Below are 21407 nucleotides of genomic sequence, written 5' to 3'. Positions count from 1 at the left end.
TCTTACTTGTTGAGGAGATAATGACCGCAACGGAAAGCTGTAAGCAAGACCGAATGCGACATGCCGTGGCGTAAATGGCGCGTCGCATTTGGACCAATCCTGCCAGCGCCTCAGACGAGGTCGCGGGGGACTTTCTGCTCGAAATCGCGCGCAAAGACGAGCTTTTCGCCCTCATAGGCCTCGATTCTGGCGCTGAGGATGAAATTTTGCGCGTCGCAGCTTATCTCGGCGAAGGTCTCGGTCCGCACCGACCACTCGTTGCGCAGGAAAGTCTGCGTCCAATGGGTGCGGCCCGTCGCGGATGTCGGATCGTCGGGATGGATCGCCCATGTTTCCCGCACGATGCTGCCGTGGATGAGCCCATGCTCGAGATCGCGCACCTCGCCGAAATCGTCCGTGATAGCGAGCGTGACGAGCCCACTCTTCTCATCGCGCTCGATATGCCGTTCGGAACTGGTCGGCCGGACCGTCTCGGTCGCCCAGGGCGTCGCGCCTTCCGGCTCGGGGAAGGAAACCTCGTTCGATTTGGCCAGCGGGCGCAGCGGCAGCCTCAGTGTCGCCTTTGCGACATCGAGCCGGACCGGCTCCGGCGAGGGCCAGATCATCGGCCAGTAAGCGGTCGAAACGGCGACGCGCAATTTGTGGCCGGCCGGCACGCGATAGGCGCACTGGTCGAGCACGACACGCGCCGAAACCGTCTCGCCAGGGACCAGCGCCTCGGGGAACTCGTGCGACTTGCGATGCGTGAGATTGAGCACGCCGTAGGAGATCAATTCCGAGGCGCCGTCGGGATGCACGTCGCACAGGCGCACCGCGATGTTGGCCTGGGGCCGATCGGAGGTGAGCTGGACCTCAAGCTCCGGCGCGCCGACGATGTCGATCGCTTCGTTGAGCTCCTGCTGGTCGAAGCACACCGACAGCGCATCGTCGGGCCGCTGATCGCCCGGCAGTTCCGGCCCGAAGGTGAACGGGAAATATTCACCGCCGGCAAGACCGCATGTCTGCGGCGAAGCGACGATCGAGGGCTTGGCGCCGTCGGCAATGAGCTCGATCGCCTCGACCTTAATTCTGGGGGATGGCCATTCCTGTTCCGCCACCCAGCGCCCCGGCCGCTCCGGATGCCAGCGCGTAGGCCGCACGCTGTCCATGACATAGGCGCGATAATCGGGATCGGCCTCGACGCCGGTTGATGCGCCCTTCAGCCAGCGGTCCCACCAGCGCAGTGCTTCCTGCAGGAAGCCGATGGCCGGCTGAGGCCCGGCGTAATGCGGGTATTTATGGATCCACGGGCCGACGATGCCTTTGACCGGCGACTGGATGTTGCTGACGAGGTGCGAGATCGTGTTGCGGTAGCCGTCATGCCAGCCGCCGATCGAGAGCACGGCAGCCTTCACGGCCGAAAAATCCTCGCAGATCGAGCCGCGCTTCCAATAAGCGTCGCGATGCTGATGGCTAAGCCAGAGCGGCAGAAGGAAAGGCTGGTTCTCCAGCCGGCTCAGCCACAGATCGCGCCAGCGGTTGCCGCCGGCAATCAGCGGGTCCGGCGGCCGCGACGAATAGGACAGCATCGTCGAGGCCCAGCCGAAATTTTCCAGCAAAAGACAGCCGCCCTTGTAGTGGATGTCGTCGGCATAGCGGTCGACGGTCGAGCACAGGCTGATCACCGCCTTCAGCGCCGGCGGCTGCTTTGCCGCCACCTGCAGGCAGTTGAAGCCGCCCCAGGAAATGCCCATCATGCCGACATTGCCGTTGCACCAGGGCTGGCTGGCAGCCCAGGCGATGACGTCGCACGCGTCCTGCAGTTCCTGCTCGGAATATTCGTCGTCCATCAGCCCTTCGGAATCGCCATTGCCGCGCATGTCGACGCGGATCGAGGCGTAGCCGTGGCCGGCGAAATAGGGATGGGTGAGCTGGTCGCGAAAAATGGTGCCGTCGCGCTTGCGGTAGGGCAGATGCTCGAGGATAGCCGGCACCGGATCGTCGCCGGCATCCTCGGGCATCCAGATGCGCGCCGACAGCCGGCAGCCATCCGGCATGACGATGCCCATATCGGGAATTTCGACGACTTTTCGAGGGAATTCGGTGACGGTTTTCATGGGCCGCATAACGCTCCGCGACGTGGCGACTTTCAATCGCCATTCGCGACTGGAGCATCAAAAAATGCGACCTGGGCCGTTAGCGCAATTCATCCAGCAGCTCGGGGTGCTTTTCGAGCAGCGTCATCAGCTGAATGGTCGGGCCACTCGGCTCGATCAGCCCGCGCTCATACTTGTCGAAGGCATTCTCGCCGACCTTGAACAGAGATCCTGCCTCACGCTGTGACAGTTTGAGCTTCGTGCGCATACGCCGGATGGTTTCCGGCGCTGGCACGCCATCGACTTTCTCCTTCAGAATTCGGAGAGCCGCATCGGTGGCAACCATGTCGTCTCCCACATGCACGCCTTCGCCCTGCGAAGCCGGATAATAGCCCGGCAGGTCGACCGTCATGCTTTCGCCCTTGTAGGTCACTGTAAACGGACGAACGTCGCGCGTCAGGGTTTCTCCTGTTTCAGGGGAGATCATCGTTTCGCTAAGTTGTCTTGCCGCCATGTCATTTCTCCTTGAACGCCATGACCGTGAATTCGGTCACGACATCCGCCTGGAATTTCACATAGAGAACGACGTCGCGCGCCGGCACGTAGTAAACGTCCTGCCAGACCCGATGATCCGCGAAAGTCGTCATCGACTTCACGAACATCTTGCGTGTCATGTCGCCGATCACCTCGACGATGCCGGCGCGATCGAAGCCAAGGCCGATAGCATCGCGCAATGCGGATGTTGTGATCGCCAGCGTGTCCGCAGACCCGAACGTTGTCTTGATCGCGTCAAGATCGTAGGTAGGCCTGCGTTTCTCCATGCCCAAATATGCCACCATAAAGGTGGCAAATCAAGACGGCTGCCAAAGGGCTAATTCAGCGGAATGTCGTTTTCAGCCTTACTGCCCTGATAAACGCCAGACAATTCGTCGTAACGTGAGGAAATCTTGCCGATGCGCCCCTCCAGCCGCTTACGCTCCGCCTCCGGCAACGCCCGCACCAGCCGGCGTATGGAAAAACTCTTCCAATAGGCGTTCTCGGCATTGTAGCCGCCGGGGTCGAGGGTGAAGACCTCCTTCAGGATCTTCAGGTCGTGCGGGATGGCAAAGCTGTCGCGCGAATCCTCGTGGCTGAACAGATAGTAGAAGTTGTCGAAGCCCGTCCAGGTGATAGCCGAAAGGCAGAGCGAGCAGGGCTCGTGCGTGGCGACGAACAGCGCATCCTTGGTGTCGACACGCTCTGCCTTCGGCATCTCGTAGAAGCGCTTGAGGCAGTGGACCTCGCCATGCCAGAGCGGGTTTTCCATCTCGTTGTTGGTCTCGGCGAGCACCAGCGAGCGGTCGTCTTTGCGCAGGATCGCCGCGCCGAACAGCTTGTTGCCATGGGCGACACCTTGCGCCGTCTTCGGCACTATGTCGTGCTCAATCACATCGAGCAGGCGGTCGATCAGGGAAACATCGGTCATTGGAGAAAAGAACCCTTCAGGGAAGATGGATCTCGTAGGGGTGCGAGAAGTAGAACTCTTCGAGGTTGGAGCCGTCGCCGCCGCGGTCGACGATTAGAAAATCCTGTTCCTCGCCGATCGGCGTCAGCACGCCGTGCCAGAGGTTGCGGCGGTAGTTGATGCCTTGTCCGGGGCCGGCGACGAAGGCGTGCGGCACCCCGGGGCCGTCCTTCGTGTCATCGCACACGACCACCAGGAACGGGCGCGGCGACAGCGGGACGAAAGCCTGGCTGCCGAACGGGTGGCGCTCGACCATGGTGAGCTTCAGCGGCATCTCATAGGGCGTGCCGCGCACCATCGAGATCAGCACGCGCGCGTTCGGCCCGGTCGCCTCCGCCGTGGCGAGGTCGTGGTAGCGCATCGCCCGGCCAGCATTGATCGGGTAGCGGTTGTCGCCGCCCTTGTCGATGACGTCGCCGAACGGCGCGAAACCCTTGCGGGTCAATGGCTGGGCGACGATGCGGCTCACCGCGAACGGCCCCCGAGATAGCCACCAAGCCTGGCGTGCCGGTTGACGTCCTTGTAGAGCAGGTAGCGGAATTTGCCCGGGCCGCCGGCATAGCAGGCCTGCGGACAGAACGCGCGCAGCCACATGAAGTCGCCGGCCTCGACCTCGACCCAGTCCTGGTTGAGCCGGTAGACTGCCTTGCCTTCCAGTACATAGAGCCCGTGTTCCATGACATGGGTCTCGGCGAACGGGATCACCGCGCCCGGCTCCAGCGTGACGATGGTGACGTGCATGTCGTGGCGCATGTCGGCCGGGTCGACAAAGCGGGTCGTCGCCCAGCGCCCCTCGGTGCCGGGCATCGGGCTCGGCGCCACCTCCTGGTCGCTCGAGAAGAAAGCTTCGGGCGCGTCGAGCCCGTCGACCGGCTCATAGGCCTTGCGCACCCAATGGAAGCGGGCGGCAGCCTTGCTTTCGTTGCGCGCCGTCCAGCCGCTGGCCGGCGGCAGGAAGGCAAAGCCGCCCGGAGCAAGCACGTGCTTCTTGCCGGCCAGCGAAACCGTCAGCTCGCCCTCGACCACGAACAGCACGCCCTCGGCGCCAGCATCGAGTTCCGGCCGGTCGCTACCGCCGCCGGGCAGGACCTCGACGATATATTGCGAAAACGTCTCGGCGAAGCCGGACAGCGGCCTGGCGATGATCCAGGCCCTGGTCTTGTCCCAGAACGGCAACGGGCTGGTGACGATGTCCTGCATCACGCCTTTCGGGATGATGGCATAGGCCTCGGTGAAGACGGCGCGGCCGGTCAACAGCTCGTTCTGGCCGGGATGGCCGCCTTGCGGCGCATAATAGGTTCGCTCGGGCGTCTTGATCATATCCATCGGGTCCTGATCCTCAGAGCAATTTCAGGAAAAATTGAAAACAACATTCAGAGCGGCAGCATGTCCTTCAGCCGAAGCAGCGCGATGCGTTCGACCTGCCTGCAGGCGGTTTCGAATTCGACGCCGCGGCTGTTGCCGATGCGCGCCTCGAACTCCGCCAGGATCTCGTCCTTGGTCTTGCCCTTGACCGCGATGATGAAGGGAAAGCCGAAAGTGGTGACATAGGCGGCGTTGAGTTTCGAGAACAGCTCGCGCTCCTCGTCGGTCAGCGCATCGAGCCCGGCGGAGGCCTGCTCCTTGGCCGATTCCGGCGTCAGCCGCTTGGCCTTGGCCAGCTTGCCGGCAAGATCGGGGTGAGCGTTGAGGACAGAAAGACGCTCGGCTTCGCTTGCCGATCGGAAGATGCGGCAGAGCGCGTTGTGCAGGCCGCCGGCGCTGTCGTGCGCGGGGCCGAGCTCCAGCTCGTAGGCGCGCTCGGCGATCCAAGGCGAGTGCTCGAAGACGCCGCCGAAGGCATGCACGAAGGTCTCGAACTCCATCCGCGACGGCCGCAGCGTCGCCGCCTGGTACGGATGCGTCTCGCGCCAGTGTTTTGCGATGTCGACGCGCCGCGTCAGCCACACCTTGTCATGCGACTTCACGTAATCGACGAAGCGCTTCAGCGCCGCGACGCGGCCGGGACGGCCGACCAGACGGCAATGCAGGCCGATGTTCATCATGCGCGGCCGGCCGTCCCGGCCCTCGGCATAGAGCGTATCGAAGCTGTCCTTCAGATAGGTGAAGAACTGGTCGCCCGAATTGAAGCCCTGCGGCGTGGCAAAGCGCATGTCGTTGGCGTCGAGCGTGTAGGGGATGATGAGCTGCGGCTTCTCCAGCCCGTCGCGGTCGAACCAGTAGGGCAGTTCGTCGTCATAGGTGTCGGAGACATAGTCGAAGCCGCCTTCCTCGGCGACCAGACGGACAGTGTTGACCGAGGTGCGGCCGGTGTACCAACCGGTTGGCCGCGCGCCGGTCACCTCGTAATGCAGCTTGATCGCCTCATCGAGGTCGCGCTTTTCGTCTTCCGCCGCATGGTCGCGATAGTCGATCCAGCGCAACCCGTGCGAGGCCATCTCCCAACCGGCTTCCTGCATGGCGGCGACCTGGTCCGGCGAGCGCGCCAGCGCGGTGGCGACGCCGTAGCAGGTCACCGGCACCTCGGCTTCCGTGAACAGCCGGTAGAGCCGCCAGAAGCCGGCACGGGCGCCATACTCATAGATCGATTCCATGTTCCAGTGGCGCTGGCCGACCCAGGGCGCGGCGCCCACGATCTCGGACAGGAAGGCCTCGGAAGCCTTGTCGCCATGCAGCACGCAATTCTCGCCGCCTTCCTCGTAATTGACGACGAACTGCACCGCGACATGCGCGCCGCCCGGCCATTTCGGGTCCGGCGGATTTGCCCCGTAACCGCGCATGTCTCGTTCGTAACGCATTGCCACTCCTGCCCAATGGTTGAGATGAAGATATCGAAAGGAGTGCGCCTGCATTCCCCTCAAAATTTTTGAAAGTGCTTTTTGCCGCACTCCGCTCGACCAGGGCTTATGCATCGCCTTTAATTGGCGCACAATTGAGCAGAAAATGTCGATCTGTACCGAGATGGGAGGGCGGCCAGTGGCAGAAACGTCGAAAGCCGATGGCGGGCGCCTGACGACCCATGTGCTGGACACCGCAAGCGGCCGGCCGGCGAAGGGCCTGTCGATCGAGCTCTTCCGCATCGAGGGCCAGAGCCGCACCCATCTGAAAACCGTCGCCACCAACGATGACGGCCGCTGCGATGCGCCCCTGCTCGCGGGCGCCGATTTCCGCACCGGCGAATATGAGCTGGTCTTCGCCGCCGGCGATTATCTGCGTGGCCAGGGCGCCAGCCTGCCCAAGCCCGCTTTCCTCGACATCGTGCCGATCCGCTTCGGCATGGCCGAAGCGCGGCACTATCATGTCCCGCTCTTGATTTCGCCCTACGGCTACTCGACCTATCGGGGGAGCTGAGCCATGGCCGGGATCAAGATCCGCAACGATATACGCTTCATCCTCAACGGCGCCGACGTCGCGCTGAGCGATGTCGCGCCCGACGCCACCTTGCTCGACTGGCTCAGGCTCAGCCGCACGCTGCGCGGCACCAAGGAAGGCTGCGCCGAGGGCGATTGCGGCGCCTGCACGGTGCTGGTCGGTAAGCTGACGGCCGACGGCCTGGTCTATGAAAGCGTCAATGCCTGCATCCGCTTCATGGGCTCGCTCGACGGCACCCATATCGTGACGGTGGAGCATCTGCGCGGCGACGGCGAAAAGCTGCATCCGGTGCAGCAGGCCATGGTCGATTTCCACGGCTCGCAATGCGGCTTCTGCACGCCCGGCTTCATCATGTCGCTCTACGGGCTCTGGATGAAGACGCCCGATCCGTCCAACGCCGCGATCGAAAAGGCTCTGCAGGGCAATCTCTGCCGCTGCACCGGCTATGAGGCGATCATGCGCGCCGCGCATGCCATTTCGAGCTACGGCAAGGCGGCCAAGGATCCGCTGGCGCTGGAACGCAAGGACATCACCGCGCGGCTGAAGGCATTGCGCGACGGCGCCAGGGTCGAGATCGGCTCCGGCAAGGCACGGCTGATCGTGCCGGCCAACGCCGACGATTTCGCCGCTATCTTCGAGAACGAGCCGAAGGCGACGGTCGTTGCCGGCTCGACCGATGTCGGCCTGTGGGTCACCAAGCATATGCGCGACATCTCGCCGGCGATCTTCATCGGCGGCATCGAGGACATGCGCTCGATGTCGGAAAAGGACGGCGTCATCACCATCGGCGCCGGCGTCACCTACACCGAAGCCTTCGAGACGCTGTCGAAGCGCATCCCGGCTTTGGGGCCGCTGGTCGACCGCATCGGCGGCGAGCAGGTGCGCAACATGGGCACCATCGGCGGCAACGTCGCCAACGGCTCGCCGATCGGCGATACGCCGCCGCCGCTGATCGCGCTCGGCGCTGAGCTCTCCCTGCGCAAGGGCGATTCGCGCCGCACCATCCCGCTCGAAACCTTTTTCATCGCCTATGGCAAGCAGGACCGTCATCCGGGCGAATTCGTCGAGGCCGTCCATGTGCCGGTGCCGGCAAAGCAAACGAAGTTCGCCGTCTACAAGGTCACCAAGCGCCGCGACGAGGACATCACTGCGACGCTCGGCGCCTTCCATCTGACCCTGGCCAAGGACGGCACGGTTGCCGACATCCGCATCGCCTATGGCGGCATGGCGGCGACGCCGAAGCGCGCCGGCGCGGTCGAAAAGGCGCTCATCGGCAAGCCCTGGACGGAAGCGACGGTGGAGGCCGCGATGGCCGAATACGCCAAGGACTTTACGCCGCTGACCGACATGCGGGCGACCGCCGAATATCGGGCGCTGGCGGCCAAGAACCTTTTGCTGCGTTTCTACATCGAAACGACCGGAACGAAGGCGCCGTTCCAGGTCTCGCGCGACGAGGCGGCCTGATGAACAAGCACGCCACCAATAATCTCAAGGCTGAAAAGATCGTCGGTGGCGTCGCCACCGACCAGCGCCATGATTCCGCGCACAAGCATGTCAGCGGCACCGCCGTCTATATCGACGACATGCCGGAGCCCGCCGGCACGCTGCATGTCGGGCTCGGCCTGTCGAAGGTGGCGCATGGTACGCTCAAAAGCGTCGACCTGTCGGCGGTGCGCGCGGCGCCCGGCGTCGCCGATGTGCTGACCTATGCCGACGTCCCCGGCGAGAACGATGTTTCGCCGAGCAACATGCATGACGATCCGGTGCTTGCCGAAGGCAAGGTGCAGTTTTACGGACAGCCGATCTTCGCCGTGATTGCCGAGACGCGCGAGGAAGCGCGCCGCGCTGCGCGTCTGGCTAAGATCGAATATGACGAGCTGCCGGCCGTCATCGACATCTGGGATCTCGACCCGGTCAAGGACAAGCAGGTCACCACGCCGCTGATCCTCAAGCGCGGCGATGCGGCGGCGGCGATCGCGGCCGCGCCCCGCCGCATCAAGAACCGCATGTGGCTCGGCGGCCAGGACCATTTTTATCTCGAAGGCCAGGTTTCGCTCGCCATCCCCGGCGAGGATGACGAGGTCATCGTCTATTGCTCGACGCAGGGGCCAAGCGAAACGCAGCATCTGGTCGCGCATGCGCTCGGCGTGCCGAGCCATGCCGTGACGGTCGAAGTGCGCCGCATGGGCGGCGGCTTCGGCGGCAAGGAAACCCAGGCCAACCAGTGCGCCGCAATCGCCGCGATCGCCGCCAAGAAGCTGAAGCGCGCGGTCAAGATCAGGCTCGACCGCGACGAGGACATGACCGCCACCGGCAAGCGGCACGACTTCGCCATCGATTACGAAGTCGGCTTCGACGACGAGGGCAACATCCTCGGCGTCGACTTCACCTATGCGCTGCGCTGCGGCTTTTCCGCCGATCTGTCCGGTCCGGTCGGCGACCGTGCGCTGTTCCATTGCGACAACGCCTATTTCTACCCGGCGGTGCATGCCAAATCGGCGCCGCTCTATACCAACACCGTGTCCAACACCGCGTTCCGCGGCTTCGGCGGCCCGCAAGGCATGGTCGGTGCCGAGCGCGTCATCGACGAGGTGGCTTTCGCCGTCGGCAAGGACTCGCTCGAAATCCGCAAGCTGAACTTTTACGACCCGATGGAGGCGATCGGCGAGCGCAGCGTCACGCCCTATCACCAGCGCGTCGAGGACTGCATCATTCAGCGCATCGTAGCGGAGCTCGAGGAAAGCGCAAATTATGCCCGGCGCCGGCAACAGATCAGGGCCTTCAACGCCAATAGCCGCTTCATCAAGCGCGGCCTGGCGATGACGCCGGTGAAGTTCGGCATCTCCTTCACCAAGACCGAGGCCAACCAGGCCGGCGCGCTGGTGCATGTCTATGCCGACGGTTCGGTGCACATGAACCATGGCGGCACCGAGATGGGCCAGGGCCTGCACCTCAAGGTGGCGCAGGTCATCGCCGAGGAGTTCCAGATCGACCTTAGCCGGGTCAAGATCACGGCGACCACCACCGCCAAGGTGCCGAACACTTCGCCCACGGCAGCGTCCTCCGGCGCCGACCTCAACGGCATGGCGGCGCAGGATGCCGCGCGCCAGATACGCAAGCGGCTGACCGATTTCGCAGCGGAAAAATACCAGGTTCCGCTCGACCAGGTCGTGTTCCTGCCGAACCGGGTGCGCGTCGGCAACCAGGAAGTCGCCTTCAACGATCTGGTCAAGCAAGCCTATATCGCCCGCGTCCAGCTCTCGGCGGCGGGCTTCTACAAGACGCCGAAAATCCATTGGGACCGCAGCAAGGGCCGCGGCCACGCCTTCTACTATTACGCCTATGGCGCGGCCTGCGCCGAGGTCTCGGTGGATACGCTCACCGGCGAATATGTCGTCGAGCGCACCGATATCCTGCACGATGCCGGCCGCTCGCTGAACCGGGCGATCGACCTCGGCCAGATCGAGGGCGGCTTCATCCAGGGCATGGGCTGGCTGACAACGGAAGAATTGTGGTGGGACAATAGCGGCCGGCTGCGCACGCATGCGCCGTCGACCTACAAGATCCCGCTCGCTTCCGATCGGCCGAAGATCTTCAACGTCAAGCTGACCGACTGGTCGTCGGCTTATGAGCCGACCATCCATCGCTCCAAGGCGGTCGGCGAGCCGCCGCTGCCGCATGGCATGTCGGTGCTGCACGCGCTGTCCGACGCCGTGGCGAGCGTCGCCGACCACAAGATTTGTCCGCGCCTCGACGCGCCGGCGACGCCGGAACGGGTGCTGATGGCGATCGAGAGGTTGAAGCGGGAAGCCGCAGAACAGGCCTGAAGAGGCCAAAACGTGCAATTCGGGCCACGAAACGTTATGTTTCTCCGGTGGAAATGCAGACGATGAACTCGAAAGTGCAAGGTCTGAAGGCGTTTCTTGGCCATGCCGGCCGGATCGCGCTGGTCGAAGTCGCGGCGACGAAGGGCTCGACGCCGCGCGAGGCCGGCGCCTTCATGCTTGTCTCGGCATCGTCGATCTTCGGCACCATCGGGGGCGGCCAGCTCGAATATATGGCGATCGACAAGGCGCGGCAGATGCTGGGTCGAGGAGCGCGGCCGCGACCCGGCGCCAATGAAGCGCGCATCGAGGTCGATGAAGTCTGCGCGACGCTCGACGTCCCGCTTGGGCCGGAGATCGGCCAGTGCTGCGGCGGCCGCGTCGAGGTCTTGATCCGCCTGGTCGACAGGACGATCGAGGAAAGACTGGTTGCCGAGGCTGAAGCCGAGGAGGCGCATTTGCCGCATGTCTATATGTTCGGCGGCGGCCATGTCGGCCAGGCGCTGGCGGCGTCTTTGGCGCTGCTGCCGGTCCATGTCATCGTCGTCGAGACCCGCGCCGACGCGCTGGAAGGCATGCCGGACACGGTCGAGACAAGGCTGACGCCGATGCCTGAGGCCGTGGTGCGTGAGGCGCCGGCCGGATCGGCCTTCGCCATTCTCACCCACGACCACGCCTTGGATTTCCTGATCGTCGCCGAAGCGTTGAAGCGTGGCGACACCGCCTATGTCGGCATGATCGGCTCAAAGACCAAGAAGGCGACGTTCAGGAACTGGTTCCTGAAATCCGCCGAAGGCAGCGAGGCCGAGTTCAACCGCCTCATCTCGCCGATCGGCGGCAACACAGTGAAAGACAAGCGCCCGCCGGTGATAGCGGCACTTGCCGCCGCCGAGATCATGACGGCGCTGGTCTCGCATGCGACGGAAGCGGCGTCGGCCGCTCCCGAAAAGGCGATGGCCGTCTGATCGACGTCGCCACCGGCTATTCCTTTTCCTGCGTGTGCGCTTCGAGGAACCACAGCAGCTTGTCGAGCGAGCGCGAATAGGCGGTGAAGATGTCGGCCGTGTCGGCATCACCCGCATCGGCGGCTTCGTCGATCGCCGCGCGTGTCAGCTTGGCCGCCGCCGCATAGCGGTCGATCAGCGCGGCCAGATGGTCCTTGGTCTTGTGGATGTCGGTCGGATAGGCCTTCAGCTTGGTTGATTTCGACACTTCCTGCGAGGTGCCGTGCGCGGTTCCGCCAAGCTGGACGGCGCGCTCGGCGATGATGTCGACATGGCCATCGATCTCCTCGCGAAATTCGTCCAGCATCTCGTGGATGGCGATGAACTGCGGCCCCTTGACGTTCCAGTGCGCCTGCTTGGTGATCAGCGCCAGGTCGATGGCGTCGGCCAGCCTGGCATTGAGCAGGTCGATCGATTCCTTCTTGGCATCGGATTTGAGGTCGTTCTTGGTGACGATGGCGTCCATGGTCGGCTCCTGTCGTGGGTGCGTCGCTTGGTGAAAGCTGATCGGAGGGCGGCCTTGCGCGGCCGCCGATGCCAGAACGGCAATCAAGTGGGTTTGTTCCGCATTGGGCGAACAGGGCTATGACCGTCGCTCACAGCTCCTCATCGTTTTCATCATTTCCCAAACCGGCCCGAAACGTGTTTTCTGCGCGCCGATAAACACGAGGCGGACATATGGACGTATTGCGCATCGCTGCATTTTCGGACGGAAGCATTGGCGGCAATCCCGCCGGCGTGATGATCGGCGAGGCTTTGCCGGATGTGGCAGTCATGCAGCGCATCGCGGCCGAGGTCGGTTTTTCCGAAACAGCCTTCGCCGCACCTGAGGGCGAGAACTGGCGCGTGCGCTATTTCTCGCCTGAATCGGAAGTGCCGTTTTGTGGCCATGCCACCATCGCGCTCGGCGCCGCATTGGTCAGGCAGTTCGGCGATGGCGTTTTCAAGCTGACGCTCAACCAGGCCGACATCACGGTCGAAGGGTTTCGTGACGGTGTCAATTTCGCCGCCGCGCTGCAATCGCCGCCGACACGCAGCCGGCTGGCACCGCCGGAACTGATCGGCGAGGCGCTGACGCTGTTCGGCTATCAGCCGGGCGGTCTCGATCCGGCGATACCGCCGGCGCTCATCCATGGCGGTGCCGATCATCTGGTACTGGCGCTCAAGTCGCGCGAGGCGCTGGCCGCGATGGCCTATGACCTCAAGCAAGGCCAGTCCTTCATGCGCCGTGAAGGCCTGGTCACCATACTGCTCGCCTATGCCGAGGCGCCTCAGCTCTTCCACACGCGCAATCCCTTCGCTTCCGGCGGTGTCTATGAGGATCCGGCGACGGGCGCCGCGACCGCGGCCTTTGCCGGCTATCTGCGCGACCTTGGCTGGCCGCATGGCGGCGCGATCGACATCGTCCAGGGCGAGGACATGGGCATGCGCTCGCGGCTCCACGCCGTCATTCGACCCGAGTCTGGCAGCTCGATCCGGGTTTCCGGCACGGCGCGACTGATGAATTGAGCCGTCAAACCGGCCGTTTGAGGCCGAGATGCTCGCGCAAAGTGCGGCCTTCATAGTCGGTGCGGAACAGGCCGCGCCGCTGCAGCTCCGGCACGACCAGCGTGGCAAAGGCATCGAGCTCGCCCGGGAACCAAGATGGCATCACGTTAAAACCGTCGGCGGCGCCGCCTTCGAAGCGCGCCTGCAACTCGTCGGCGATCTGGGCAGCCGTGCCGACGATCCGCCAATGGCCGCGCGCTCCGGCAAAGTAACGCGCGAGCTGGCGGATCGACAGCCCGTCGCGGCGCGCCTGCTCGATCACCAGCGCCTGCCGGCTCTTCATGCCTTCGCTTTCCGGTAGTTCGGGCAAGGGTCCGTCGATCGGGTAGCGGCCAAGATCGGAAATGCTGAGATAGCTGGACAGCAGCGCCACGCCGACATCGTCGGGGATCAGCTCTTGCAATTGATCATGCTTGGCGCGCGCCTCGGCCTCGGTCGCCGCCACCACCGGCGCCACGCCCGGCATGATCTTCAAATCGTCGGGCTGCCGGCCATAAGCGGCCAGCCTTCCCTTCAAGTCGTCATAAAAAGCCTTGGCGTCCTCGAAAGTCTGCGCGGCCGAAAACACGACGTCGGCAGTGCGCGCGGCAAGGTCCTTGCCGTCGTCGGATGCGCCGGCCTGCACCATCACCGGCGCGCCTTGCGGCGAGGGCGGAATGTCGAGCGGATCGCGCACCGAAAAGCTCTCGCCGTCATGGCCTGCGGCGCGACGGTTCCACAGGCCGGTGATGACGCTGGCGAATTCGCGCGCCCTTGCATAGCGGTCGGCGTGCGGCCGCAAACCGGTCGCGCCGAAATTCGCTGCCTCGATCGGGCTGGCCGACGTGACCAGGTTCCAGCCGGCCCGGCCGCCGCTCAGATTGTCGAGCGAGGCAAAAGTCCGCGCCAGCCCGTAGGGCTCGTTGTAGCCGGTCGAAGCGGTCGACACGAGGCCAATACGCTCGGTCTGTGCGGCAAGGGCGGACAAGAGGCTGATCGGCTCGAAGCCGATCGAGCGCGAGGTCTGGCTGGCAATGTTGACATTTGCTTCGCGCAGGCCGGCGGCGTCCTCGCAGAAGATCATGTCGAACTTCGCCGCTTCCGCCGTGCGGGCGAGCTGGATGTAGTGGTCGATGTCGATGCCAGCTGTCACATGCGCCTTCGGATGCCGCCAGGCGGCGATGTGGTGGCCCGTCGCCCACAGGAACAGCCCGAGCTTCATCTGGCGCTTGCTCATTGCGCGCCTCCCAATCCGAGATGACGGCGCAAGGTGGCATGGCCAGCAACGGCCACGCCGCGTCCTCTTAGCTTCGGCAGAACCCGACCGGCAAAATCATCGAGCGCGCTAAGGTCAGCCGGCAAGGCGACGTTGATCCCGTCACACTCGCTTGAGGCGTGCAAGGCTGCGATTTGGTCCGCACCGAGTTCGGATCCCGCGCCGACGGTCAATAGCAGTTTCGGCGCCTGGCGATCGGCGCCACGCGCAAGGCGTCTCAGTTCCTCGCAAACCGTTTTTGCGGTTTCCGGTGATTGCTCGCCGATCAGAATGACGTCGGCGGCGCGGCTTGCAAACGCATGGTCGGCCTCCGCTAGCCCGGACATCACCAGAACCGGCCTATCCTGCGGCGAACGCGCGACATTGAGCGGCCCGCGCACCGAAAAGAATTCGCTGGCATGGTTCAGAAGCTGCATCTTTTCCGGATCATGGAAGCGGCCGCCCGCCTTGTCGAAGAGCAGCGCATCGGGTTCCCAGCCGACCCACAATCCCCGGACGATGGTGATGAACTCTCTGGCGCGACGTCGAAAGTCCTCATCCGAGAAACCTTCGGGCCGGCTGAAATTCGGCGCCTCGCGCGGGTTCTGTGCCAAGGTCGCGTTCCAGCCGATGCGGCCGCGGCTGATGATGTCGAGCGACGCGAAACGGCGCGCCAGATTGTAGGGCTGATGCGCCAGTGTCGAAGCGCCGGCGACGAGCCCGATCCTGTCGGTCACGATGGCCAGGGCGGCAAGCAGCGTCGTCGCTTCGAACGGGCTGCTCGACGGCTTATCGGCCGAGTCGGAAATGACGACCATGTCCACGCCCGCCGCTTCCACATCGCGGACGAAAGCACTGATCCGGCTGAAGTCCAGCACGGCCTGTCCGTTGGCGGCGGCGATGTCTAGCGAAATGGCGAGATGCATAGTGCGGCCCTTCGGCCGCCGTGAAATCGGGCAGCCGTCTGGCCACCAACCTAGGCCCGCCTTTAAGCAAGGCAACGTCATCGAATGGGCCACCAGACTGTCACTTGCCGGCCAGTCATCGCGCACCTACCGCCTTGGTGGTTAGCCGAACACCTGTCGCGTCGTCATTCCAGGGCGGAGCAAGGAGCGAAGCGACGCGGCGCAGACCCTGGAATCCATTCCGTGACGTCAAAGCGTTGCGACGGTACAGAATTCTGCTCCGCTGCACCCTTCGGTAAAGGTCACGGAATGGATCCTCGGGTCTGCGCTCCCGCTTCGCGTCGCTCCGCCCGTGGATGACGACGTCGCGGAGGCTTCGGCCAATCGCGACACAACGCCACCAGCCCTACTTCCCCGCCAGGATATCCTTGATCAGCCGCTGGCAGCGCTCGGCCATGAAGTCGAGCAGCAGCCGCACCTTCGGGTCCTGCAGCTTCTTGTGCGGATAGACGGCGGCGAATTGCACCGGCGTCGGCGGCGCCTGCGGCAGGATCACTTTCAGCCGGCGATCGCGGATGAACGGCTCGACCTCGAAGCGCGGCTTGTTGATGATGCCGCGGCCGGAAAGCGCCCAGCCGGTCAGCACGTCGCCGTCGTCGGTGTCGTAGGGGCCGTGCACCTCGTATTTCTGAACGCCGGTCGGCGTCTGCAGGGTCCAGACGAATTCGCGCGCCCCGGCATAGCGCAGCATCAGGCAATCATGCTTCCGGCCGATCAGTTCCTGCGGCTCGGCCGGCTCGCCGCGCGCCTCCAGATACTTCGGCGCCGCCACCAGCACGCGCTCGCATTCCATGATGCCGCGCATCCTGAGGCTGGAATCCTCGATGATGCCCAACCGGAAGGCGACGTCGATGCCTTCCTTCATGATATCGACATTGTGGTCGGAAAGCCGAAGCCGCACCTCGATATCGGGGTATTTGTCGTGGAAATCTGGGATACCGGAGGCCACGAGCCGTCGTCCCAGGCCAAGTGGCGCCGTCACTTTGATCGTGCCGCGCGGCTGGCCGGAGAGCGCGGCAACAGCGGCTTCCGCCTCGGTGATGGCATCCAGCACCTGCTTGGCGCCGGTATAGAACACCGTGCCGTGCTCGGTCGGCATCAGCTGCCTGGTCGTGCGGTTGAACAGCCGCACGCCCAGATGCTTCTCCAGCTCCTTGATGCGGTTGGAGGCGACCGCCGGCGAAATGCGCATGTCGCGCCCGGCGGCCGACAGATTGCCGAGCTCGACGACACGGACGAAGACGGCGATGTTGTCGAGATAGGCCATGCGGCGGCTTCCGTGGCTCTCATGCGGCTGCGTAGGGCAACCCTAGTATTTTTTATTTTTTTTTGAAAGTCATCGCGCACCTCGCCTCTTTTCGTTTGCGCGCTAGACCGTAAAGTCGGCCAATCGGCAGGGACGATCACCAATGATGGATTTCGCGATTTTCTGGGACTGGCTGAGCTTCGCCGTCCGCTGGCTGCATGTCATCACCGGCATCGCCTGGATCGGATCGTCCTTCTATTTCGTCGCGCTCGACCTCGGCCTGCGCCAGCGTCCCGGCCTGCCCGCCGGCGCCTTCGGCGAGGAATGGCAGGTGCATGGCGGCGGCTTCTACCACATCCAGAAATATTTGGTGGCGCCGGCCGAGATGCCGGAGCACCTCACCTGGTTCAAATGGGAGTCTTACGCCACCTGGATGTCGGGCTTCGCCATGCTCTGCCTGGTCTATTACGGCGGCGCCAACTTGTTCCTGATCGACCCCAACGTCCTCAATGTTTCGGTACCGGTCGGCATCCTGCTGTCGCTGGCCACCATCGGGGTCGGCTGGATCGTCTATGACCTGCTCTGCCGCTCGCCGTTGGGCAAAAGCGATACCGGCCTGATGCTGGTGCTCTACGGCGTGCTGGTCTTCATCGCCTGGGGGCTGACTCATCTCTTCACCGGCCGTGCCGCCTTCCTGCATCTCGGCGCCATCACCGCCACGATCATGTCGGCCAATGTCTTCATGGTCATCATCCCCAACCAGAAGATCGTCGTCGCCGACCTGATCGCCGGCCGCAAGCCGGACCCGAAATACGGCAAGATCGCCAAGCAGCGCTCGCTGCACAACAACTACCTGACCTTGCCGGTCCTGTTCCTGATGCTGTCGAACCACTACCCGCTGGCCTTCGGCACCGAGTTCAACTGGGTCATCGCTTCGCTGGTCTTCATCATCGGCGTGCTGATCCGGCACTATTTCAACAGCCTGCATGCCCGCAAGGGCAACCCGCACTGGACCTGGTTGGGTGCGGCGGTGCTGTTCATGATCATCATCTGGCTGTCGACCGTGCCGAAGGTGCTGACCGGCGAGCCGAAGGCTTCCGCCGCCTCGGCCGCCGCCCAGGTCTATATCGCCTCGGCGCATTTCCCGGCCGTGCGCGACACCGTGCTCGGCCGCTGCTCGATGTGCCATACGGAAGAGCCGGTCTATGAGGGCATCTACCATGCACCGAAGGGCGTGCTGCTCGACACCGACGAGCGCATCGCCGAGCATGCGCGCGAGATTTACATCCAGGCCGGCCGGGCGCATGCCATGCCGCCGGCCAACGTCACCCAGATCACCGACCAGGAACGGGCCCTCCTGGTGGCCTGGTTCGAAGGCGCCGGAAAGTAAGCATGACATCGAAAATTCTGCGCGGCCGAACGCTGTCCTTCCTGCGCTGGCCCGAAGCGATAGACGACCATTCCGCCTGGCGTTACGAGGAGGATGGCGGCCTGCTGGTCGACAACGGCAAGATCATTGCCGCCGGACCCTATGGCGAGGTGGCGAAGAAGTCCGGCGCCGGCGTCGAGACCATCAACCACCGCCCGCATCTGCTGCTGCCCGGCTTCATCGACGCGCATGTGCACGTGCCGCAGATGCAGATCATCGCTTCCTATGGCGCCGAGCTGCTCGACTGGCTGAACACATACACCTTCCCGGAAGAGTCTAAATTCCGCGACGCCCAGCATGGCCGCCGCATTGCACGGCTGTTCCTGGACGAGATCCTGCGCCAGGGCACGACGACGGTCGCCGCCTATTGCTCGGTGCACAAATCGTCGGCCGAAGCCTTCTTCGCCGAGTCGCATGACCGCAACATGTTGAACATCGCCGGCAAGGTGATGATGGACCGCAATGCGCCGGACGCCGTGCTCGACACGCCGCAGACCGGTTATGACGATACCAAGGCGCTGATTGCCGAATGGCATGGCAAGGGCCGCCAGCTCTATGCCATCACGCCGCGCTTCGCCATCACGTCGACGCCTAAGCAGATGGAGATGGCTGGCGCGCTCTGCCGCGAGCATCCCGATCTCCACATGCAGACGCATCTCTCGGAAAACCACGCCGAGATCGCTTTCACCCAGGAGCTCTATCCCTGGTCGCGCGACTACACCGATGTCTATGAGCATTACGGCCTGCTCGGCAAAAAGAGCCTGTTCGGCCACTGCATCCATTTGTCGGAGCGCGAGGCCGATGCGCTGTCGCAGTCGGGTTCGGTAGCGGTGTTCTGCCCGACCTCCAACCTTTTCCTTGGCTCCGGCCTGTTCGACTACCAGCGCTTCCGCCGCCGCGAAGCACCGCTCAGGATCGCCGCCGCCACCGATGTCGGCGGCGGCACCAACTATTCGATGCTGCGCACCATGGACGAGGGCTACAAGGTGATCGCGCTGAACGGCGAGAAGCTCAACCCGTTCCAGTCCTTCTGGCAATTGACGCGCGGCAATGCCGAGGCGCTGTCTGTCTCCGACAAGGTCGGCACGCTGGACGAAGGCACCGACGCCGACATCGTCGTGCTCGATGCCAATGCCACGCCGGCGATGCGGCTGCGAATGGAAACGGTCGAGACGCTGGCGGAGGAGCTTTTCCTGCTGCAGACGCTGGGCGACGACCGCGCCGTGCGCGAGGTCTATGTGGCGGGCCGGCCGGCGAAGAGCGCGATTGTCGCATAGATTAAAAGCGCTCTTCGCTTGACCCGGCGTCAGCCATCGGCCAAAGCGTGCCTCGACGCTGACAGGGGAACGAGATGGCAGTTGCCGACGACATCGCTCTGATCAAGAAACAGGAAGCGACGCTGGTCTTTTCGGCCTTCGACGAGGCCGTCGCCTTCGAGATCGGCTCCGCGATTAGAAGCCGTGCGCTGAAGGAAAACCTGCCTGTCATCGTCGACATCAGGCTGTGGGACCGGCCGCTTTTCTACGCGGCGATGCCGGGCTCGAATGCCTCCAATCCGGACTGGGCACGGCGCAAGATCAATGTCGTCAAGCGGTATCTCAGAAGCACCTACCGCCTTGTGCTGGAGCAGCAGCGGCCGGACCGCACCTTCAAAATCGGCGAGGGCCTGGACATCGCCGACTATGTGCTGGCCGGCGGCGGCTTTCCCGTCACCGTCAAGGGCGCCGGCGTGATCGGCGTCATCGCCGTCTCGGGCCTGCCCGAGCGCGAGGATCATGGCGTCGTCGTCGATGCGCTCTGCGCGCATCTGAACATCGATGCCAACGGCCTCACGTTGCCGCCGGAAGAAAAATGACCGACCCGAAAACCTTTCTGACGTCGATCTTCAACGCCGCCGTCGCCGCCGCCGATCCGGAAAAGACGATCCGCAATCATTTGCCGGCAAAGCCGAAGGGCCGCACCATCGTCATAGGCGCCGGCAAAGGCTCGGCGCAGATGGCGGCGGCCTTCGAGAAAGCCTGGGACGGTCCGATCGATGGGCTGGTCGTCACCCGCTACGGCTATGGCGCGAAATGCGAGCGCATCGAGATCATCGAGGCTGCGCATCCGGTACCGGATGCGGCCGGCCTCGAAGCCTCGCGGCGTCTGCTGGAAAAGGTGCGCGGGCTTACGGCGGACGATCTGGTCGTCGCGCTGATTTCCGGCGGCGGCTCGGCACTGCTGCCTTCGCCTGCGCCTGGGCTGACCTTGGCCGACGAGATCGCCGTCAACGAGGGGCTGCTCGCTTCCGGGGCGCCGATCGCGGCGATGAACACCATCCGCAAGCATGTCTCGACCATCAAGGGCGGCCGCCTCGCCGCCGCCGCGCACCCGGCGCGCGTGGTGTCGCTGGTCGTCTCCGACATCCCGGGCGACAATCCGGCGCTGGTCGCCTCCGGCCCGACCGTTCCCGACACCGGCAGCCGCGCGGATGCGCTGGCCTCGATCGCCGCCTATGGCATGAAGCTGCCGGCCTCGGTCATGGCGCATATCAATTCGCCGGCCGCCGACGCGCCGAGCCCGGGCGATCCGCGCTTTGCCGGCAATGAAGTGCATCTGACCGCCTCGGCCGGCGTCTCGCTGGAGGCCGCCGCAGCCGAAGCCAGGCGGCAAGGCATCGAGGCCGTCATCCTGTCGGATGCGATCGAAGGCGAGGCGCGCGAGGTCGGCGGCGTCCACGCCGCGATCGCGCGCGAAGTGGCGACGCGCAACCGGCCCTTCGCCAAGCCGGTGCTGATTCTTTCCGGGGGCGAAACGACTGTAACGCTGCGCGCCAAGGGCAAGGGCGGCCGCAATTCCGAATTCCTGCTCGCCTTCGCGCTCGGCATCGATGGAGTGAGCGGCATTCACGCGCTGGCCGCCGACACGGACGGCATAGACGGCTCCGAAAACAACGCCGGCGCCTTTGCCGACGGTTCGACCGTGGCGCGTATGCGGGCGGCTGGCGTCGACGCCAAGGCGGTGCTGGCCGGCAACAACGCCTGGACGGCCTTCAATGCTGTCGGAGATCTGTTCGTGCCGGGACCTACGGGCACGAATGTCAACGATCTGAGGGCTATTCTCGTTCGTTAGACGACGGCGCAGTGTCATCTGGACAAACGCTGGCGCCGCCCCTCATCCGCCCTTCGGGCACCTTCTCCCCGTGAACGGGGAGAAGGAAGAGGCGC

General features: G+C 64.2%; 20 protein-coding genes. 9 read left to right on the top strand and 11 right to left on the bottom strand.

What is annotated here, in order from left to right; genetic code table 11:
* Positions 1-110: 110 nt before the first annotated feature.
* From FJ988_RS03060 to puuE, 7 genes are all read right to left on the bottom strand, one after another.
* Positions 111-2096, bottom strand: a complete 1986-nt coding sequence (locus tag FJ988_RS03060; RefSeq protein WP_140815249.1) for a CocE/NonD family hydrolase — start codon at positions 2094-2096, stop codon at positions 111-113.
* Between the two features lie 79 nt (positions 2097-2175).
* Positions 2176-2589, bottom strand: a complete 414-nt coding sequence (locus FJ988_RS03055; protein ID WP_140815248.1) for a type II toxin-antitoxin system MqsA family antitoxin — start codon at positions 2587-2589, stop codon at positions 2176-2178.
* Between the two features lies 1 nt (position 2590).
* Positions 2591-2896, bottom strand: coding sequence for a type II toxin-antitoxin system MqsR family toxin (locus FJ988_RS03050; RefSeq protein WP_140815247.1), 306 nt, complete (start codon positions 2894-2896; stop codon positions 2591-2593).
* A gap of 50 nt (positions 2897-2946) precedes the next feature.
* Positions 2947-3540, bottom strand: coding sequence for a nucleoside deaminase (locus FJ988_RS03045; RefSeq protein WP_140815246.1), 594 nt, complete (start codon positions 3538-3540; stop codon positions 2947-2949).
* Positions 3541-3556: 16 nt separating this feature from the next.
* A complete protein-coding gene (locus tag FJ988_RS03040) occupies positions 3557-4048 on the bottom strand; it encodes an ureidoglycolate lyase (RefSeq protein WP_140815245.1) in 492 nt (163 codons plus the stop codon).
* Complete coding sequence (locus tag FJ988_RS03035) at positions 4045-4905, bottom strand: bifunctional allantoicase/(S)-ureidoglycine aminohydrolase (protein WP_140815244.1); 861 nt, start codon at positions 4903-4905, stop codon at positions 4045-4047. The genes FJ988_RS03040 and FJ988_RS03035 overlap by 4 nt, the downstream gene beginning before the upstream one ends.
* Positions 4906-4952: 47 nt before the next feature.
* A complete protein-coding gene (gene puuE / locus FJ988_RS03030) occupies positions 4953-6377 on the bottom strand; it encodes an allantoinase PuuE (protein WP_140815243.1) in 1425 nt (474 codons plus the stop codon).
* Between the two features lie 178 nt (positions 6378-6555).
* Between puuE and uraH the strand changes: the two genes are divergently transcribed.
* The 4 genes from uraH (at position 6556) to xdhC (ending at position 11740) form a co-directional block, all read left to right on the top strand.
* Entirely contained in the window at positions 6556-6930 is a 375-nt protein-coding gene (uraH, locus tag FJ988_RS03025) for a hydroxyisourate hydrolase (RefSeq protein WP_140815242.1), read from the top strand.
* 3 nt (positions 6931-6933) lie between these two features.
* Positions 6934-8415, top strand: coding sequence for a xanthine dehydrogenase small subunit (gene xdhA / locus FJ988_RS03020; RefSeq protein ID WP_140815241.1), 1482 nt, complete (start codon positions 6934-6936; stop codon positions 8413-8415).
* Positions 8415-10778, top strand: coding sequence for a xanthine dehydrogenase molybdopterin binding subunit (xdhB, locus tag FJ988_RS03015; RefSeq protein ID WP_140815240.1), 2364 nt, complete (start codon positions 8415-8417; stop codon positions 10776-10778). Before xdhA ends, xdhB begins: the two co-directional genes overlap by 1 nt.
* A 62-nt stretch (positions 10779-10840) precedes the next feature.
* Positions 10841-11740, top strand: a complete 900-nt coding sequence (xdhC, locus tag FJ988_RS03010; protein WP_140815239.1) for a xanthine dehydrogenase accessory protein XdhC — start codon at positions 10841-10843, stop codon at positions 11738-11740.
* A gap of 16 nt (positions 11741-11756) precedes the next feature.
* Here xdhC and dps read toward each other — a convergent pair whose 3' ends face one another.
* Complete coding sequence (gene dps, locus FJ988_RS03005) at positions 11757-12245, bottom strand: DNA starvation/stationary phase protection protein Dps (RefSeq protein WP_140815238.1); 489 nt, start codon at positions 12243-12245, stop codon at positions 11757-11759.
* Between the two features lie 212 nt (positions 12246-12457).
* Between dps and FJ988_RS03000 the strand changes: the two genes are divergently transcribed.
* Positions 12458-13288: a PhzF family phenazine biosynthesis protein gene (locus FJ988_RS03000; RefSeq protein ID WP_140815237.1), complete on the top strand. Its 831-nt coding sequence runs from the start codon at positions 12458-12460 to the stop codon at positions 13286-13288.
* A gap of 4 nt (positions 13289-13292) precedes the next feature.
* Here the strand turns inward: FJ988_RS03000 and FJ988_RS02995 are convergent, their stop codons facing one another.
* The 3 genes from FJ988_RS02995 to FJ988_RS02985 all read right to left on the bottom strand — a co-directional run bounded on the left by FJ988_RS02995 (position 13293) and on the right by FJ988_RS02985 (position 16793).
* Complete coding sequence (locus FJ988_RS02995) at positions 13293-14543, bottom strand: LLM class flavin-dependent oxidoreductase (protein WP_140815236.1); 1251 nt, start codon at positions 14541-14543, stop codon at positions 13293-13295.
* Complete coding sequence (locus tag FJ988_RS02990) at positions 14540-15487, bottom strand: LLM class flavin-dependent oxidoreductase (RefSeq protein WP_140815235.1); 948 nt, start codon at positions 15485-15487, stop codon at positions 14540-14542. The genes FJ988_RS02995 and FJ988_RS02990 overlap by 4 nt, the downstream gene beginning before the upstream one ends.
* 385 nt (positions 15488-15872) lie before the next feature.
* Entirely contained in the window at positions 15873-16793 is a 921-nt protein-coding gene (locus tag FJ988_RS02985; RefSeq protein WP_140815234.1) for a LysR family transcriptional regulator, read from the bottom strand.
* 142 nt (positions 16794-16935) lie between these two features.
* Between FJ988_RS02985 and FJ988_RS02980 the strand changes: the two genes are divergently transcribed.
* From FJ988_RS02980 to FJ988_RS02965, 4 genes are all read left to right on the top strand, one after another.
* Positions 16936-18162, top strand: a complete 1227-nt coding sequence (locus tag FJ988_RS02980) for a urate hydroxylase PuuD (protein WP_140815233.1) — start codon at positions 16936-16938, stop codon at positions 18160-18162.
* Between the two features lie 2 nt (positions 18163-18164).
* The gene (guaD, locus tag FJ988_RS02975; RefSeq protein ID WP_140815232.1) at positions 18165-19478 is read left to right on the top strand and encodes a guanine deaminase; all 1314 of its coding nucleotides are present in this window, start codon (positions 18165-18167) and stop codon (positions 19476-19478) included.
* A gap of 74 nt (positions 19479-19552) precedes the next feature.
* Positions 19553-20056, top strand: a complete 504-nt coding sequence (locus FJ988_RS02970; RefSeq protein ID WP_140815231.1) for a heme-degrading domain-containing protein — start codon at positions 19553-19555, stop codon at positions 20054-20056.
* Positions 20053-21312, top strand: coding sequence for a glycerate kinase (locus tag FJ988_RS02965; RefSeq protein ID WP_140815230.1), 1260 nt, complete (start codon positions 20053-20055; stop codon positions 21310-21312). The genes FJ988_RS02970 and FJ988_RS02965 overlap by 4 nt, the downstream gene beginning before the upstream one ends.
* Positions 21313-21407: the final 95 nt, after the last annotated feature.

This window comes from Mesorhizobium sp. CU3 (assembly GCF_006442965.1).
Lineage (GTDB): Bacteria > Pseudomonadota > Alphaproteobacteria > Rhizobiales > Rhizobiaceae > Mesorhizobium.
This window is presented reverse-complemented; position numbering and strand designations above follow the sequence as displayed.